Origin of the sequence: Actinoplanes sp. NPDC048988, assembly GCF_043197815.1 — a bacterium.
In the GTDB taxonomy this organism is placed as follows: Bacteria; Actinomycetota; Actinomycetes; order Mycobacteriales; family Micromonosporaceae; genus Actinoplanes.
This window is the reverse complement of record NZ_JBICTW010000025.1, coordinates 86,022-102,198: the sequence shown is the minus strand read 5'-3', so window position 1 is coordinate 102,198 and position 16,177 is coordinate 86,022. Positions and strand designations below refer to the sequence as shown.

Below are 16,177 nucleotides of genomic sequence, written 5' to 3'. Positions count from 1 at the left end.
TTGACCCGTGACGGGTACCCGCGCCCGATGCGCCGGGCACCGCTTCGTGATACGTATGAGGCCGATGAGGTCCCCCGACATGATCCGGCGGCTGGTGGGCCGGGAAGCCGAGGTCGAGCTGCTGACCCGGGTCCTGGACGACACCGCGGCCGGCGCCGGCGGCTGCCACGTGGTGACCGGCGCCCCCGGCATCGGCAAGTCGGCGCTGCTGCACGTCGCGGCCCGGCTGGCCGCCGCGCGCGGCATCGCCGTCGCCGCCCGCGAGGCGTTCCGGCTCGACCAGGCGGCACCCCTGGTCACCCTGGCCGGCGCGCTGCGCGAGTGCACCCCCGAGGCGCCCGCGTTCGCCTGGCTGACCCGGCAGGAACCGGAACGGGCCGATCCGCTCGGCGCGCTCCAGCGGCTGCGGGCGTCGCTGGAGGAGGCGGCCGGCGAGCGGCCCCTGCTGGTGATCATCGACGACGCCCAGTGGATGGACGAGCTCAGCGCGCTCGCCGTCCGCGAGCTGATCCCCGGACTGGCCTCCTCGCCGGTGCGCTGGCTGTTCGCGCACCGGCCGCCGTCGCCCGACGACCGCGAGACACCCGGTCACCAGCTCATGCGCTGGTTGCAGCGGGACGGCGTATCACCGATGCGCCTAGGTCTTCTGCCCGAGCGGGCCATCGCCGAGCTCAGCGTGGACGTGGTGGGCGCCGAGGTCGACAACACCGTGGTGGCGCTCGCCGCCTCCTGCCTGGGCAACCCGCTGCGGACCGAGCAGCTGCTCAAGGCGCTGGTCGCGACCGGGCAGCTGGTGGTGGCGGACCGGGTGGGCTCGGTGGTCGGCGACGATCTGCCGTCGAGCTTCGTCGACTCGGTGCGGGAGAACGTGGAGACGCTGTCCGAACCGGCGGCCTGGCTGCTGCGCTCGGTGTCGGTCCTGGCCCGCCCGTTCACCCTCGACGAGGCGGCCCGGCTGACCGGGCACAAGCCGGCCGATCTCTATCCGCCGATCGACGAGGCGATGGCCGACTTCCTGGTCGAGGACGCGAGCGGCGGCCTGGCCTTCGGCCACGACCTGGTCCGGCAGGCGGTCTACAACACCGTGCCGCGGCTGATGCGCGAACAGCTGCACCGCGAGGCCGCGACCCTCGACCGGCCCGCCCTCGAGGTGGCCGAGCACCAGCTGCGCAGCGGCCGCTCCGGCGCGGACGACGCGGTCCGCATGGTCCGTTCGATGGCCCGCGAGATCGCCCGGGTCGCGCCCGGCGCCGCGGCCGACGTCATGCTGCGCGCGCTGGCCGCGGCCGAGCCGGGCGACCCGGGACGGCCCGCGCTGATCGCCGACACCGTGGGCCTGCTCGCCGCCGCCGCCCGGCTGGCCGAGGCGCGGGAGCTGGGCGGTCAGGTGCTCGGCGCCGGCCTCGACACCGAGACCGAGGCGCTGGTGCTGCTCGGCCTGGCCGAGGCCTGCAAGCACGGTGGCCTCAACGAGATGACCGTGCGCTACTCCGACCAGGCGCTGCGGCTCACGGGCGTCCCGCTCGCGGTTCAAGCCCGGCTTTACGCCGTACGGGCCCACGCGCTCTGCTACCTCGGCGCGCTGACCGAGGCCGACGAGTCGGGAGCCCGCTCCGACGATCTCGGGCGGCGGGCCGGCGAGTACGGGGCCGCGGTGTTCGGCCTGGCCGGGCGCAGCCTGGTCGCCTTCGCCGAGGGCCGGCTCGGCGACTCGCTGGCCCATGCCCGGGCCGCGACCGAGCTGGCCGACCGCGAGGGCGGCGAGGCGGCCCAGCGCCATCCGCGCATCTGGCTCGGCGGGGCCCTGACCGTCCTCGACGAGTTCGACGAGGCCGAGGAGGTCATCCGGGCCGGGCGCCGCGAGTCCGACCGCTCCGGCTCCTCCTGGGCCGAGCCTCTGTGGCATTACTTCCAGACCTCTTTGCTGTACGCCCGGGGCCGGCTCGAGGAGGCGGCGGTCGAGGCCGAGTCGGGTCTCGGGGTGGCCGAACGGCACAACGCGCACGCGCTGGCCATGCCGCTGCTGGGCATGCTGATACGCGTCGCCGTGCTCCGCGGCGACCTGCCGGCCGCGCAGGAACACCTCGGCCACGTACGCCGGCTGGCCGAGGGCGGTGTGACGGCCGTGCCCGAGGACGTGCTGTGGGCCGAGGCCGTCCTGATGGACGCCCGCGGCCAGACGCCGGCCGCGTTCGTGCTGCTGCGCGATTTCTACCGGACGCTGCCCGAGCGCCCGGCCCTGCTCGCCAACGACCCGGCGGCGGCGGCCGAGCTGGTTCGCATCGCCCGCGACGCCGGCCACCCGGGCGAGGCCGTGGCCGCCGTGCACGCCGCCGAACGGCTGGCCGCCGCCAACCCGGCCTCGCGATCGGCCGCGGCCGGACACGCGTACGCCGACGGCGTCCTGAACCGGAGCCTGGAGAAGCTGCTCGCGGCGGCCGACCGGTTCCGCGCGATCGGCCGGCCGCTGGCCCTGGCCGCGGTGCTCGAGGACGCGGCCCGGCTCGGCCGGGGGCCCTGGGGCGACGAGGCGCTGGCCCTCTTGACGGCGGCCGGCGCCGATCGGGCCCGCCGCCGCGTACAGGACATGCTCGGCACCGGGATCGCCGTCGCACCGGCCGACACGTGCCTTCCCCAGCTCACCCCGGCCGAGCGCAAGGTGGCCCTCGAGGTCGGCACCGGCCGCACGAACATCCAGATCGCGGAGGCCCTCTACATCTCGCGGCACACCGTCGACGCGCACCTGCGCAACATCTTCACCAAGCTCGGCATCCGCCGGCGGGTCGAGCTCGCCACCCTCGTCGTGCAGGAGTGCGGCGCCCGAACCACGTGAACACGTGATGTACGAACGACGCGGGCTGACGAGGATGGCGGAGTAACCCGCCCATCACCCCCACCGCCAAGGGGACGCCGATGCCGACAGCCGCGTTCCGGACGCCGGTGCTCGTGGCCGGAGCCGGTGTCACCGGCTCGCTCACCGCACTGGAGCTGGCCCACCACGGTGTGCCCAGCATGGTCGTGGAGCGCTCCGGGGGTCCACCCCGGATCCTCGAGCCCTTGCTGGTCAACGGCCGCAACATGGAATTGCTGCGCCGCCTCGGCCTGGCCGGCGACCTGCGCCCGGCCGGGGTCGACCCGGACGGCCCGGTCGACGTGGTCTGGGCCCGCGCCGTCGACCGGGAGCCGCTGCTGGTGTGGCGGCTGCCCTCGGTCACCGAGCTGCGCGGCACGTACGCGGCGACCGCCGACGGCACCGCGCCGATCGAGCCGTACCTGCTGATCGCCGGCTCCCGCCTGGCCGCGCGGCTGCGCCGGGCCCTGGACCATCCGCTGATCGAGCTGCGGTCCCGCTGGACCCTGACCGACCTGCGCACCGAGGCCGAGTGCGTGGTCGCCACCGTGATCGACGCCGGGTCCGGCCGGCGGCACGTGATCGAGGCGGCCTACCTGGCCGGGTGCGACGGCGCCGGCAGCACGGTACGCCGCTGCGCCGGCCTCGAGATGGACGATCTGGGCTCGGCCGCGACCTATCTGACGGTGGCCTTCCGCGACGCCGGGCTGGCCGCCCGGTGGTCGCACCCGTCGGCGGTGATCACCGGCGGCAGCACGGTCCTCACCGGGCACGACGGCGACCTGTGCGTCGCCCACCTGCCCCTGTCCGAGGGCGACGAGGCCGCCGTGGCCGACCCGGCCGGCCTGCTCGCGCAGCGGCTCGGGCTGGCCGGCGACCCACCGGAGATCATCGGGGTCGCACAGCGGGCGGGCACGCCGTCGGTGGCCCGCGCCTACCGCCGGGGCCGCGTCTTCCTGGCCGGGCAGGCCGCACACCAGGCCGAGCCGCCCGGCAACGACGTCGACACGTGCATCGGCGACGCCGTCGACCTGGGCTGGCGGCTGGCCGCCGCCGTGCACGGCTGGGCCGGCGAGCACCTGCTGGCCGGCTATCAGGCCGAGCGCCGGCGGCAGGCCCTGCTCGACCGGGAGCTGGGCCGGCGGGCCGGGCAGACCCGCAGCCGGTTCCAGCGCCTGGTGGCCTCGGGCGCCGACCGGGAGGTGCTGGTCGACATCCTGCGGCAGGAGGCGCCCCAGCTCGACCCGGCCGGCACCGGACCGGCCGGGATGACCGGCGCCCCCGGATTTCGGCCACCGGCCTTCCGGCTGGCCGGCGGTGAGCAGTTCTTCGACCGTCTCGGCCCGCAGCTCACCCTCGTCGACCTCACCGACGACCAGGGCGGCTGGCCGCTGGTGACGGCGGCCCGGGCGCGGGGCGTGCCGATGCGCCACCTGCCGATGGCCGGGGCGCCGATGCCGGCCGCCTGGTGCGGGCGACTGGTGCTGATCCGGCCCGACCAGCAGGTGGCCTGGCGGGCCGACGGGCCGCCGCCCGACTGCGACGGCGTGCTCGACCAAGTGACGGGCGTACGACACCAGTTATACGAGAACGCGTGATGCGAGGGCCGGATCACTCCGGCGACGCTCGACATCTCCCAGCGGATCAGGGATGGGACAGAGGGACGATGTCAACAACGATCATCGAGGACCTGGGGCAGACCACGATCGCCGGCTGGTACACCCGGCTCGCCGGCAACCCCTGCCCCCGGCGCAACCACTGGCAGACGAAGATCATCTACTACGAGGCCGTGGCCGAGCTCCTGGCCGGCCGGCCCGAACGTCCACTGACCTGGAAGACCATCGTCGGCGCGGTCCGGCCGCGCGGCTGCCGCAGCACGTTCTACGAGGTGACCGGGGTCCGCGCCCGGCACGCCATGGTGGGTGAGCTGATCGCCGAGGGCGGCATGCGCTCGATCGAGATCGCCCTGCGCTACCAGCGGCCCGACCCGGTCGAACAGCTCATCGACGAAACGAAGGTGTGGTCGTTCTGGCCGTACCGGCAGCACTTCGCCGAACGCGCCGCCGACCCCGGCGACTCGCCCGAACCGGTGCTGCCCGCGCTGCGCGAGGCGCTGCTGGCCTGGGCCGGCCGCTATCCGGCGCTGGCCGCGGCCAACGCGTACCGGCCGCCGGCTTGCGCGGTCGAGGACCTGGCCGTGCTGCACCGGGGGCGGCTGGCCGCCACCCGGGCCGAAAGCCGGCTCACGGAGGTTCTCCGGCACGCCCGCTGAGGCCATCATGGACACATGGCCGACCGGTTCCCGCGGCGCACCGGATGGCCGCCCGGCACGTTCCTGGGCGGCCTCACGCCGGCCGCCGCCGGCGAACTGCTCGGCCTGAGCGCCCGGCACCGCTACCAGGGCGGCCGGCCGATCCTGCGCGAGGGGGCGCTCGGATCGCACGTGGTGGTCCTCGAGAGCGGTTTCGTCAAGGTGACCACGGCCGACTTCGCGACGCTGCTCGGCCTGCGCCTGCCGGGCGAGCTGATCGGCGAGATCGGCCCGTTGACCGGCAGCCCGCGCAGCGCGACGGTGACCGCCTGCGGCACCGTCCACGCCGGCGTGGTCACCAAGGACGCCTTCGAGAAGTTCCTGCGCCGGCATCCGGCGGCCTCGACCCTGGTCATGGCGATGATCGCGCGGCAGCTGAGCTGGGCCAACCGGCGGCGCAGCGACTTCGCGGCGTACCCGGCGCCGGTGCGGCTGGCCCGGCTGCTGGCCGAGATCGCCGAGACGTGCGGGCGGGACCGGCCGGACGGCGGCGTCGAGATCACGGTGCCGCTGAGCCACCCCGAGCTGGCCGCGATGATCGCGGTGTCCCGGGCGACGGTGCAGAACGCCGTGCAGGAGTTGCGGGCGGCCGGGCTGATCGCCACCGCGTACCGGCGGATCGTCGTGCTCGACCAGGCGGCGCTCGCCGCTATCGGGTTCGGACCCTCTTCTATCGAGCCCGGCCCCTCGGGACCAGACGCGTGATCGGCATCGGCGGGGCCGGCAGGGGCGGGCCGTCGTAGCCGTGGACCTCGCCGAAGCGGGGCGTGTGATCGGCCCAGTCGGCGCGCATCTGCACGATCTCGTCGTGATCGCGGGCCACGAAGTTCCACCACATGACCAGGCGTTCCGCGAAGGGCTCGCCGCCGAGCAGGAGCAGGCGGGAAGCCGACGAGGCGGTCAGGCGCAGGGATCGGCGGCCGTCACCGGCGTACAGCAGAGGACCTGGCTTGAGGGTGGTGCCGTCGACCGTGGGAGCGCCGTCGAGGGTGAGGAGCGCGTATTCGAAGGCGGGATCGAGGGGCAGGTCGACCTCGGCGCCCGCGTCGAGGCTCAGCTCGGCCCCGATCAGCGGGGTGTGGGTGGCGGCCGGTGAGGTGACGCCCTCGAACGAGCCCATCAGGACGGTCACGGCGAGGCCGTCCCGGGTGACGACGGGCAGATCGTCGTGGTGGGCGAAGGCCGGGGCCATGTCCCGTACGGCATGAGGCAGCGCGACCCAGAGCTGAACGCCATGCAGGATCGGGGAATGGCCGGCCGGGGTCTCCTCGGAATGGGCGATGCCGCGACCGGCGGTCATGAGGTTGAGCTGGCCCGGGCGGATCTCCTGGACCGAGCCGAGGATGTCGCGGTGCAGCACCTCGCCGGCAAGCAGCCACGTGACGGTCTGCAGGCCCGTGTGCGGGTGCGGGGCGACGCGCATCCCGGGGGTTGCGGTGAGGTCGACCGGTCCGTACGCGTCGAGGAAGCACCAGGCGCCGACCAGGCGCCGGCCCTTGGCGGGCAACAGGCGGGTGACGGCGAAACCGCGGGGGCCGCCGAGCGCGACGGGTGTTCCTTCGAGCAGCTCGCTCATGGGCAGAGTTTAAATGCGAGACGGCGGTGGGGCGCGCTCCCACCGCCGTCTCTCCCGGCCACGCCGCGCAGAAGTTCCCTCACACCGTCATGGGGGGCAAGTCGGTGTGAGAGCCCTGAGTTAGCGCGGTGGCGACCGTTGGAAACGGGGGCGTGGTCGCCGGCCGGGGCTGGGGAGGTCTGTGTGCCTTGCTCATCCACCGTGACATCCGATAGCACCAAGATCCGTGAAAAGCCACGGTGGCCTTCGCCACTTTGTTACCAGTGGGTAGCCCTAAAGAGGTCCTCAATACGTGTTTAAGAGTGCCTTAAGTTGAGCGATCACCTTTGAACCCCATCCCGTGGTTGTCCGTACTCTCCCTCGACGAACCACGCCCCGAGCCTCGGGGAGCGCTCCCGGGGGCGGTAGCGCTGTTCGCAAATCCGTGGTTAACCTTCCACATCCACCGCGTGGGAGGGGACGATCCGGGCACGCGTGACAGACGGGGGGCAGCATGCCGCGAGGGGTCGCCTCATGAGTTTCGAGGACGACGAATACTGGGACGAGGAGTACTCCGAGTACTCCCTCGTGCCGAACGCGGCCGTCGTTCAGGAGCGTCCCTTCGTACGGCGCAACGGCCCCGAGCCGGTGATACCCACCAAGCGCTCGGCCAGCGACGAGGACACACCGGTCGACGAGCTCGCGGCCCGCCGCCAGCGCCGGGCCGCCTTCGACACCCAGCGCCCGAGCTGGCTGGACGACCCGGACTTCGCCCCCGTGGACACGTCCCAGCCCAACCTGGCCGGCGACGACTTCGACGATGTCGACTTCAACCGCCCCGAACTCGGCGCCGACTTCGAGAACCCGGAGTTCCCCATCGCCGACGGCGGCGCCCGCCGCCACGACAGCAACCTGCACGACGACATCGACGAGCCGTTCGACCACCGCGACCTGGTCGCCTACGGCCACGGCCCCGAACCGGGCGCCGTCACGGTCGGCTGGGACGAGGACTACTCGGAGCCCACCCCCGAACGCCGCCCCGGAAGCCGCTGGCGCCGCCTGGCCGGCAAGGCCGCCCCGTCGGAGAGCCGCAAGCGGGGGCGGGGCCGCCCCGCCGATCCCTCGCCCTCCCCTTCCCCCGAGCGGACGCCCTCCCCTTCCCCCGAGCGGACACCCTCCCCTTCTCCCGAGCGGGCGCCCTCCTCGGACGGCCGTGGGCCGGCGCCTTCGCCGCGCCCCGCTCAGCAAGGTGGCCGGCGCACCGAGGGCGACATGCGGCCCGCGGCGAGCGGCCGCGCCCGCGTACCGGAGGCACCGGCGCCGGGCGACCCCATGGACCTCTACCGCCGCCCCGGCCAGGAGCGCCCGCGCCGGGTGGCCGACCGCGACGGCACCGTCGGCGGCGACCGGCCCAACCGGCCCGCGGAGTCCTCGGAGGACCGGGCGGCATCGAACCGCGGCCGCCCCTACGACTCCTACGGCGACCCACGCCGGCGCGCCGACGACCCGCGTCGCGCTCCGAACGACTCTCGCCGGCAGGACGGTTACTACGCCCCCGGCTTCCCCGTCGACGAGCGCGGCCGCCGCACCGACATCCCCTCCGCCGACCCACGTACACGCCGCGACGCCCCCATCGACGAGCGCGGGCGCCGTACCGACGCCCCCACCGACGAACGTGCGCGCCGGACCGGTGACCCCACCGACGAGCGTGCGCGCCGCAGCGGTTTCCCCACCGACGATCGCGGGCGCCGCACCGGCGAACGCACCGCGATGATCTGGGACGAGCCACCCCACCGCGACGACGCGGACCCACGCGACCCTCGCCGCAGCTACGAGGACGACTACCGCGGCAGCTCCCGCCGCCGAAGCGACCGCGTCAGCTTCGACCTCGACGACCGTTTCGAGCTCGACGAGCGTTACCCGGCCGACCGCCACCCCGCCGACGACCCGCGCGACCGCCCGGACCGCCGGCGCCACTCCGACCGCCGCCAGGCTCCCGCCTACGACGACTACTACCCGGCCGACACCTCCAACGACCGGCGCCCAGCCGACGCGTACGACGACCGCCGCCGGGCCGAGACCTACGACGGCCGCTATCCCGCCGAAGCCCGTCCCGCCGAGGCCTACGACGACCGCTATCCCGCCGAAGCCCGTCCCGCCGAGACCTACGACGGCCGCTATCCCGCCGAAGCCCGTCCCGTCGAGGCCTACGACGATCGCCGTCCCGCCGAGGCCCGTCCTGTCGAGGCCTACGACGACCGCCGTCCCGTCGAGGCTTACGACGATCAGCGCTCGTGGCCCTCGCAGGCGGCCGACGGGCGGCGCCCCTGGCCGGCCGAGCACGACCCGCTGGACGAGCGCTGGCCCGCCGAGGCCGGCGACTCGCAGAACTGGCCCGCCGAGGAGCCGGCCGCTCGCGGCCCCCGCACCATCGACGGCGAGATCCTCGACGACCGCCCCGCCCGCACGATCGAGGGCGAGATCGTCGCCGACCGCCACCGCGACGAACCGGAGGCAGCCCGGCCCGAGCCGGACCGGGTTCCCGCCACCACCGCACCGAGCGACGAAAGCCACGAGCCCGCTTCCCAGGACTCGCCCGACGACGCCACCCCCAGCGGACCGAACGACAACCCGCGCGTCCTCAGCAAGGCGTCCCCACCCGTGCCCCCAAAGGTGATCGGCAAGGAGACGCCGCCCCCTACCCCACGCGTGGTCAAGGCCGACCCACCCACGGCCCCTCGCGTCGTAGGCACCCACGCCCCCACCCCCGCCGCGCGGGTCGTAAGCCCACCGCCGGCCGCACCCGTGACCCCGCCGCAGCCGACCCCGCAACAGCCCGCGTCCACCACACACCAGCAGCCCGCGGCTGCCCCGCCACCGGCACACCAGCAGCCCGCGGCTGCCCCGCCACCGGCACACCAGCAGCCCGCCGCTGGTCAGCCCGGCGTGAACCAGCAGCCCGCGGCTGTCCCGCCACCGGCACACCAGCAACCCGCGGCTGTCCCGCCACCGGCCCGCCAGCAACCCACCGTCGCCCAACCCGGCGCACACCAGTACCCCGCGGCGGCCCAGCCGGGAACACACCAACGGTTTGAGGCGCCCCAGCCTGGGACGCACCAGCAACCCGCCGCCGCCCAACCGGTTGTGCACCAGCAGCCCGCAGCTCCCCAGCAGGGAGCACACCAACGCCCTGAGCCAGTCCAGCCTGGGGCACGCCAGCAACCCGCCGCCGGCCAGCCCGGAGCACATCAACGGCCTGAAGCTTGGGCACACCAGCAGCCCGCCGCCGGCCAGCCCGGCGTGGACCAGCAGTCGGGGGCACATCAACGGCCTGAAGCAGGCCAGCCTGGAGTACACCAGCAACCCGCCGCCAGCCAGCCCAGCGCGAACCAGCAAAGTGCCGCCGGCCAACCGGGGTCACACCAATGGCCGGCAACAATCCAGCCCGGAACACACCAGCAACCGGCCGCGAGCCAGCCGGGCGCCCACCAGCAACCGGCCGCGAGCCAGCCGGGCGCCCACCAGCAACCGGCCGCGAGTCAGCCGGGCGCCCACCAGCAACCGGCCGCGAGTCAGCCGGGCGCCCACCAGCAACCGGCCGCGAGCCAGCCGGGCGCCCACCAGCAACCGGCCGCGAGCCAGCCGGGCGCGCACCAGCAGCCTGCCGTTGGTCAACCGGGGGTTCACTCGCAGCCTGCGGCCGCTCAGCCGCAGCGGCCGGCTGCTGCCGTACCTCCGCCGGCTGCCCCGGGTGGTGCCGCGCCGCACACCGGCCATGCCGCAGGCGTCGAGACCAGCGCCTCGTCGCCGGCGCGAGCCGGCGCGGACGATGCCGGAACCAACACGGGCGGGCCGCAGCCAACGTCGGCCATGGCTCCGACGCAGCCTCTCGGTCCCGCGCGCGCTCCGCTCGACGCCGACCACGGCACCGACGGACAGCACGCTCACCGCGAGCCGGCCCACCGTCCGCCGTCGTCACCACAGGCTCCGCCGGCCGCCGGCCGGGTCACCGCCGCGCCCGCGCAACCGCCGGCCGGCGGTGGCTCCCCCGCGACCACGAACTCGCGCCTCGGCCTCCCGCCGCAGCAGCAGGACGGTTCGGCCCAGGCGTTCGACGGTCCTCACCCTGGCTACGGCACTCAGGAGCACCGCCCTCGCCGCAGCCCGCGCACCGCGCACGTCATGCTCTCCGAGTCGGACGGCCCGTGGTCCATGGTCGCCGACCAGGCACCCCCGCCGGCCCTGCCCACGACCGGCCTCACGCCGCCGGTCTCCCCCGCGGCCCCACGGCCGCCGGCGGACCACCAGGCGCCTTCGGCCGCCCCAGCCGCCCCTGTCACTCCGGCCCTCTCTTTCCCCGGCGCCGGGCACCAACCGCCAGCCCCGGCGCAGGACCTCGCTCCGCAGTCCTACGCCGGTCCGGGACCGCAGCCCTATCCCCAACCGCCGGCCGTCCCACACGCCGCGCCGCAACACCACCCGCAGCACAGCACCCCGCCCCAGCCCCACCCGACGCACGGCAGCGCCACCCAGCAGGCCCACCCGATCCCGGGCAGCGAGGCGCAGCAAGCCCGCCCGGGTCACGGCATCGCCGCGCAACAATCCCACTCCGTGCAGGGCGGCACCGCGCATCAGGCCCATCCCACCAACGGCAGCAGCGCGCAACAGGCCCACCCGGGACACGGCAGCACCCCGCAGCAAGCCCACCCGGGACACGGCAGCACCCCACAGCAGACCCACCCGGGACACGGCATCGCCGCGCAACAATCCCACCCCATGCAGGGCAGCGCCGCGCAGCAAGCCCAGCCGCTGCACGGCAACGCCCCGCAACAGCCCTCGGCTCAGGGCAACGCCGCGCAGCAGCCCTACCCGGCCCACAGCAGCGCCCCGCAGCTGCCCGACCAAGGGCGGGGCAGCGTCCCGCAGCAGCCTCCGGGGCAGAGCGACGTCCCGCAGCATTCCCAGCTGGGGCAGGGCGGCGTCCCCCGGCAGGCTGGTCCGGTTCAGCCGGCCCCGGTGCCTCAGGACTCGCCGGCTGGTCAACGGCCACCGGTCAACGCGCCGCAGAGCTACACCCAACCGGGCGCTTCGCCGCAGCCGGAACCGGCGTCACAGAACCAACCGGCGAACGGCACGCGGTCCACGGGCCCGACGGCGTACGCGCAACCGGATCCTCTGCACCAGGCGCGTTCTCCGCAGGACGTCCACCGGCAGGTTCAGCCGAACCAGCACCCGGCCCCGCAGGTACCCGCGCCCGACGCCGTTCGTGCGCCTCAAACCGGCGGGCGAGTGGAGCCCTCTCCCTGGGCGCCCAGTGGTGCTGCGGGTGCGCCGGCTGTTTCCGCCGATCCTTCGGCTCCGCCGGTGCCCGGTGGACCGATCGCACCGGCGTCCGCGCCGCCGGGCGTCGATGACGATCCGACCGCCTATCGGCCTGTGCCGACCGGGTCGGCGGCGAGCGGGCCGATGCCGTCGCGTTCTGCTTCGCCGGGTACGCCTGCCGCGTGGCCGCCGCCCTCGGCAGCTCACGCCCAGAACTCGGTCCCGCCCACGCCCGCCGCGGCACCAGGCCGACCCGTGCCGGATCAGATGGCGCACGGCCGGACCACGCCCGGTCAGACAGCGTCTGTTCAGCCCGGTCAGGCTGCCGGCGGTTGGGCGGCGCCGGTCCAGGCCGAAGCTTCCAGGCCCGCGGCTCGGCCGGGGTCCCTCGGTGATGTGCGGCCGGTGTCGGGTGGGCCGATCTCGCCGGCTGGCGGGTCTCGGCCGACGTCGCTTGCTTCGGCGCCGGTCAGCGCGCCGGCAGCTGCTGGTGGTGGTGGTGCTCAGGGGACCGCGCCGACGGTTCCGGCGCAGCGCCCGCCCGCAGACAGCCCGGCTCCGCAGTCAGCCGGGGATGGCCGGGCTCCGCAGTCAGCCGGGGACGGCCAGGGTCCACAGACAGCCGGGGACGGTCGGGGTCAGCAGTCAGGCGGGGACGGCCAGGGTCCACAGACAGCCGGGGACGGCCGGGGTCAGCAGTCGCCGCCGGCGTGGCCTAGCGCTGGGCGGCGGCCGGAATCAGGTACCGCGCGGCATGCCGGGCCGGCGCGAGCCGAGGACGACGGTGCCCCCGCGGCCGAGAAGCCGGGCGAGCAGCGGTTGGGTGCGCATGCCGCCCCGTACATGGATCCGGATGGGACGCTGCACAACCTGCGGCCGATCGCCCGGCTCGAGGTGTCCGGGCCGGACGCGCAGCCACCGCGTCCCGCCGATACCGAGTTCGGCGGCATGTGGTTCACCTCCAAGGCCGAGCCGGACGCGGGCCCCGCGCCGGCCGCGACCGAGGCCGTCAGCGACACCGCAGCCGTGACAAGTAAGGCCGCCGGCAGCTCAGCGGCCAGCGGCACCACGGCAGGCGACGCAGCCGCCGACAGCGGCGAGCCCGCCAGCAGCCCGGAGGCCGCCGGTCGGGAGCCCGCCACCCACCCCGGAACGGCGCCCACGAACGGCGCGGAGCCCATGGGCGACGACACATCGCCCCAGACCGCCGCTGAGCGGGACGACAAACCGGTGCTGAAGCGGTCCAGTGACGGCGTGGTCATCGATCTCGACGTCACCAGCCTCTTCCGTGCCATGGCCCTGGGCAATGTCGCCGACGTGGGGCCTTCGGTCGACGGGGAACCGGGCGACAGCACTGACGGGCCGTCGACGATGGATGCGGAGGTTGTTCGCAAGCGGATCGAGCAGCGGATGCTGGCCGAGGCCGCCGAGCGGCGGCGGGAGCCGGAGCCCGAGCCCGAGCGGCCCACGCTGTCCGCGGCCGACCTGGAGGCGATCCGGTGGCGGCTCGACGGTGGCACCCTGCGGGAGGTCGTCGAGGACCGGGAGGCGCTGCGGGAGCTGGGCGAGAAGCTTGACGGGCCGCTGGCCGACGAGGTCGACAACGTCGCCAAGGCCGGGCTTCTGAGCGTACGGGCGGAGGTGTACCGCCTGCTCGGTGAGCTCGGCATGGCCGCCGCCGCCAGCCGGCTCGCTCTGGCGCACGCCGAGTCGGCCCGGGACGTGCAGTCGATGGTCATCGCTCAGGCCGAGCTCGCGCACATTCTGCGGTTGCGGCGCGACTTCAAGGAGGCGGACCGCCTCTTCGCGAAGGCCACCGCCGATGACGTTCCCGAGCTTCTGCGCAGCGTCGTGCATGAGAACGCCGGCCGCAGCTGTTACGACCAGGGCCGTCACATGGAGGCTTTGGACCATTTCGCCAAGGCCGTACGTCTGGGCCGGCCCGACGACAGCGAGCTCGCCGCCCGCGTCGGCGTCTGCCTGGAGGCCGTCTACATCCATGTCCTGCGCGACGGCTGGGGCCCGTACCCGCGCAGCCGCGAGGACATCCTCGGCGTACAAAAAGAAGGCGTACAGACAGAAAACGTACAAAAAAAACCTGAGAAGGAAAAAGAACCGGCCGCCTTCGACGAGCCCACCGCCGAGCAGCCGATCGTCAGGCGTAGTTAGCCGAGGTCGACGGCCGCACTCGGTCCACGTTCTGCCGGGCCGCGGCCGGGTGGGCCATGGCCGTGCGGCCCCGGCCGCCCGACTTGGCCTCGTACAGGGCCGTGTCCGAAGCCTTTATCAGCTCGTCGCCCGTTTCCGCGTGGTCGGGCAGCAGCGCGATGCCGATGCTCAGCCCGGGCGGCCCGCCCGGCAGGCCGTCCATCCCGTCCAGCGCCGCCCGCACGTCGTCGGCCGCCCGGCGGGCCGCCATCCGGTCCGTGCGGAGCAGCACCACGAACTCGTCGCCGCCGAGGCGGGCCACCACGTCGTCGGGACCGGTCGCCGTACCGCAAAGTGCCTTTGCCACATGTTGCAGCGCTCGGTCGCCGACCGCGTGGCCCCAGGTGTCGTTGATCTTCTTGAAGTAGTCGATGTCGACCGTGAGCAGGGCCAGCGGGCTGTCGGTGCGGTGTGACCAGGACACCGCGCGGGCGAGCTCGCTGTCGAAGGACCGCCGATTGGCCACGCCGGTCAGCGGGTCGGCCAGGGCCTGCGTCTCCAGCACCTCGCGCAGCGTGTCGTTGCGCCGGCGCAGGCTGTAGACGACGACCATGGTCAGCCCGAACGCCACCGTCAGCGAGAACCAGTCGGAGAGAGCGTGCCCCGTCGTGAGCACCCGGAAGGCCACCGACGCGTGAGCCAGGGAGATCACGGCCAGGGTGACGGCCATGAGCCGGCGGCTCAGGAAGTTGGCCGAGTACAGCACCGGCCACAGATAGAACAGCTGAGCGCCGGTGCTGGCGTCGGCGGAGAGCTGGTTCAGCGTCGTGATGAGCGCGGTCGCGAAGAACGGCGCGATCAGCCACCAGCTGTGCGGCACCTTCTCGGGCCGGCGCAGGCACATCAGCCCGCCGACGACCAGGAACGTACAGATGACGATGGTGGCGATGACCCAGCCGAGCGGCCGCGAGCCGGGCAGGACGACGCAGGTGACGAAGTTGGCGGGAGCGGCCGCCAGCATCAAATACGCGACACTCCGGGCAGCGCCCGGCTTGTCGCGGATGCGGAACGGCACTCACGTCCTCCTCGTCTCCCTTGACCCTTCGGCGAGGACCGCCTGTTCCTGAGTCTTGTCCCGTCCCGCCAGCGTCACTCCGGCACTGGCCAGCGTCACCAGCACCAACGCTACGAGTTCGGCGCCACCCAGCCGCTGACCGAGGATGATCAGCCCGGCCACGGCCGCCGCGGCCGGTTCGAGGCTCATCAGGATCCCGAAGACCTGGGTCGGGATCTTGCGGAGCGCGTGGATCTCCAGGCCATAGGAGAGTACGGACGAGAGCAGCGCCACCGCGGTCGCCGCGATCAGCCATGACGGGTGACCGGCCAGAGCCGGCACGGCGCCACCGCCGAACGGCAGCGCGATCAGGGCCGCGACCGACAACGACACCGTGAGGCCACCGGCGCCCGGCACGAGACCGCCGAGGCGGGCGCTGCACACGATGTAGCCGGCCCAGAACAGCCCGGCCAGGAAGGCCAGGAGCAGCCCGGTGATCGGGGCCGAGCCGCCGTTGTCCAGGCCGAGCAGCAGGACACCACCGGCCGCCATCAGTGCCCACAGCAGGTCGAGCAGCCGCCGCGTCTGCACGAGCGCGAGCAGCAGCGGGCCGAGGAATTCTACGGTGACCGCGATGCCCAGCGGCACGGTGCGGATCGCCTGGTAGAAGATCAGGTTCATGCCGGCCATCACGACGCCGAGCAGCGCCGCCGCCAGCCAGGCCGGCCGGCTCCACGACCGGATCCGGGGCCGGGTGACCACGGCGAAGATCACCGCGGCCAGGGCCAGCCGGAGGAACGTCACCCCGTTGGCGCCCAGGTCGTCGAAGAGCCCGTGCGCGATCGAGCTGCCCACCTGCACCGAGGCGATCGCCGTGAGGACGAGCAGCGGCGCCGGCGGTTCCCGTCTCATGCGGCTCAGCCTTCCCGACGCCAC

General features: G+C 74.2%; 8 protein-coding genes. 5 read left to right on the top strand and 3 right to left on the bottom strand.

Features of this window, described 5'->3' with window-relative positions:
- Positions 1–79 precede the first annotated feature (79 nt).
- The 4 genes from ACGFJ7_RS43745 to ACGFJ7_RS43730 all read left to right on the top strand — a co-directional run bounded on the left by ACGFJ7_RS43745 (position 80) and on the right by ACGFJ7_RS43730 (position 5,867).
- Positions 80–2,833 (top strand): AAA family ATPase, encoded by a 2,754-nt coding sequence (locus ACGFJ7_RS43745; protein ID WP_392648132.1) that lies wholly within the window; start codon positions 80–82, stop codon positions 2,831–2,833.
- 80 nt (positions 2,834–2,913) lie between these two features.
- Positions 2,914–4,449 carry an FAD-dependent monooxygenase gene (locus ACGFJ7_RS43740; protein ID WP_360254188.1) on the top strand — a complete coding sequence of 512 codons (1,536 nt, stop codon included), beginning with the start codon at positions 2,914–2,916 and terminating at the stop codon, positions 4,447–4,449.
- A 68-nt stretch (positions 4,450–4,517) separates the two neighbouring features.
- Positions 4,518–5,123, top strand: a complete 606-nt coding sequence (locus ACGFJ7_RS43735) for a hypothetical protein (protein WP_360254186.1) — start codon at positions 4,518–4,520, stop codon at positions 5,121–5,123.
- 15 nt (positions 5,124–5,138) lie between these two features.
- Complete coding sequence (locus ACGFJ7_RS43730) at positions 5,139–5,867, top strand: Crp/Fnr family transcriptional regulator (RefSeq protein WP_392648130.1); 729 nt, start codon at positions 5,139–5,141, stop codon at positions 5,865–5,867.
- Here ACGFJ7_RS43730 and ACGFJ7_RS43725 read toward each other — a convergent pair.
- Positions 5,833–6,738 carry a pirin family protein gene (locus tag ACGFJ7_RS43725; RefSeq protein ID WP_392648127.1) on the bottom strand — a complete coding sequence of 302 codons (906 nt, stop codon included), beginning with the start codon at positions 6,736–6,738 and terminating at the stop codon, positions 5,833–5,835. The genes ACGFJ7_RS43730 and ACGFJ7_RS43725 overlap by 35 nt on opposite strands.
- A gap of 513 nt (positions 6,739–7,251) precedes the next feature.
- Between ACGFJ7_RS43725 and ACGFJ7_RS43720 the strand changes: the two genes are divergently transcribed.
- Positions 7,252–14,208, top strand: coding sequence for a hypothetical protein (locus ACGFJ7_RS43720; RefSeq protein ID WP_392648124.1), 6,957 nt, complete (start codon positions 7,252–7,254; stop codon positions 14,206–14,208).
- Here the strand turns inward: ACGFJ7_RS43720 and ACGFJ7_RS43715 are convergent.
- Both ACGFJ7_RS43715 and ACGFJ7_RS43710 read right to left on the bottom strand, forming a co-directional pair.
- Positions 14,195–15,262: a GGDEF domain-containing protein gene (locus ACGFJ7_RS43715; protein ID WP_360254178.1), complete on the bottom strand. Its 1,068-nt coding sequence runs from the start codon at positions 15,260–15,262 to the stop codon at positions 14,195–14,197. The two genes, ACGFJ7_RS43720 and ACGFJ7_RS43715, sit on opposite strands and share 14 nt — an antisense overlap.
- A complete protein-coding gene (locus ACGFJ7_RS43710; protein ID WP_360254176.1) occupies positions 15,263–16,153 on the bottom strand; it encodes an EamA family transporter in 891 nt (296 codons plus the stop codon). It lies immediately after the preceding gene.
- Positions 16,154–16,177: the final 24 nt, after the last annotated feature.

What these genes read in the sequence shown, in the direction of transcription:
- ACGFJ7_RS43745 (WP_392648132.1), top strand. Translation starts at nt 80, where the DNA reads ATGATCCGGCGGCTGGTGGGCCGGGAAGCCGAGGTCGAGCTGCTGACC.
- ACGFJ7_RS43740 (WP_360254188.1), top strand. Translation starts at nt 2,914, where the DNA reads ATGCCGACAGCCGCGTTCCGGACGCCGGTGCTCGTGGCCGGAGCCGGT.
- ACGFJ7_RS43735 (WP_360254186.1), top strand. Translation starts at nt 4,518, where the DNA reads ATGTCAACAACGATCATCGAGGACCTGGGGCAGACCACGATCGCCGGC.
- ACGFJ7_RS43730 (WP_392648130.1), top strand. Translation starts at nt 5,139, where the DNA reads ATGGCCGACCGGTTCCCGCGGCGCACCGGATGGCCGCCCGGCACGTTC.
- ACGFJ7_RS43725 (WP_392648127.1), bottom strand. Translation starts at nt 6,738, where the DNA reads ATGAGCGAGCTGCTCGAAGGAACACCCGTCGCGCTCGGCGGCCCCCGC.
- ACGFJ7_RS43720 (WP_392648124.1), top strand. Translation starts at nt 7,252, where the DNA reads ATGAGTTTCGAGGACGACGAATACTGGGACGAGGAGTACTCCGAGTAC.
- ACGFJ7_RS43710 (WP_360254176.1), bottom strand. Translation starts at nt 16,153, where the DNA reads ATGAGACGGGAACCGCCGGCGCCGCTGCTCGTCCTCACGGCGATCGCC.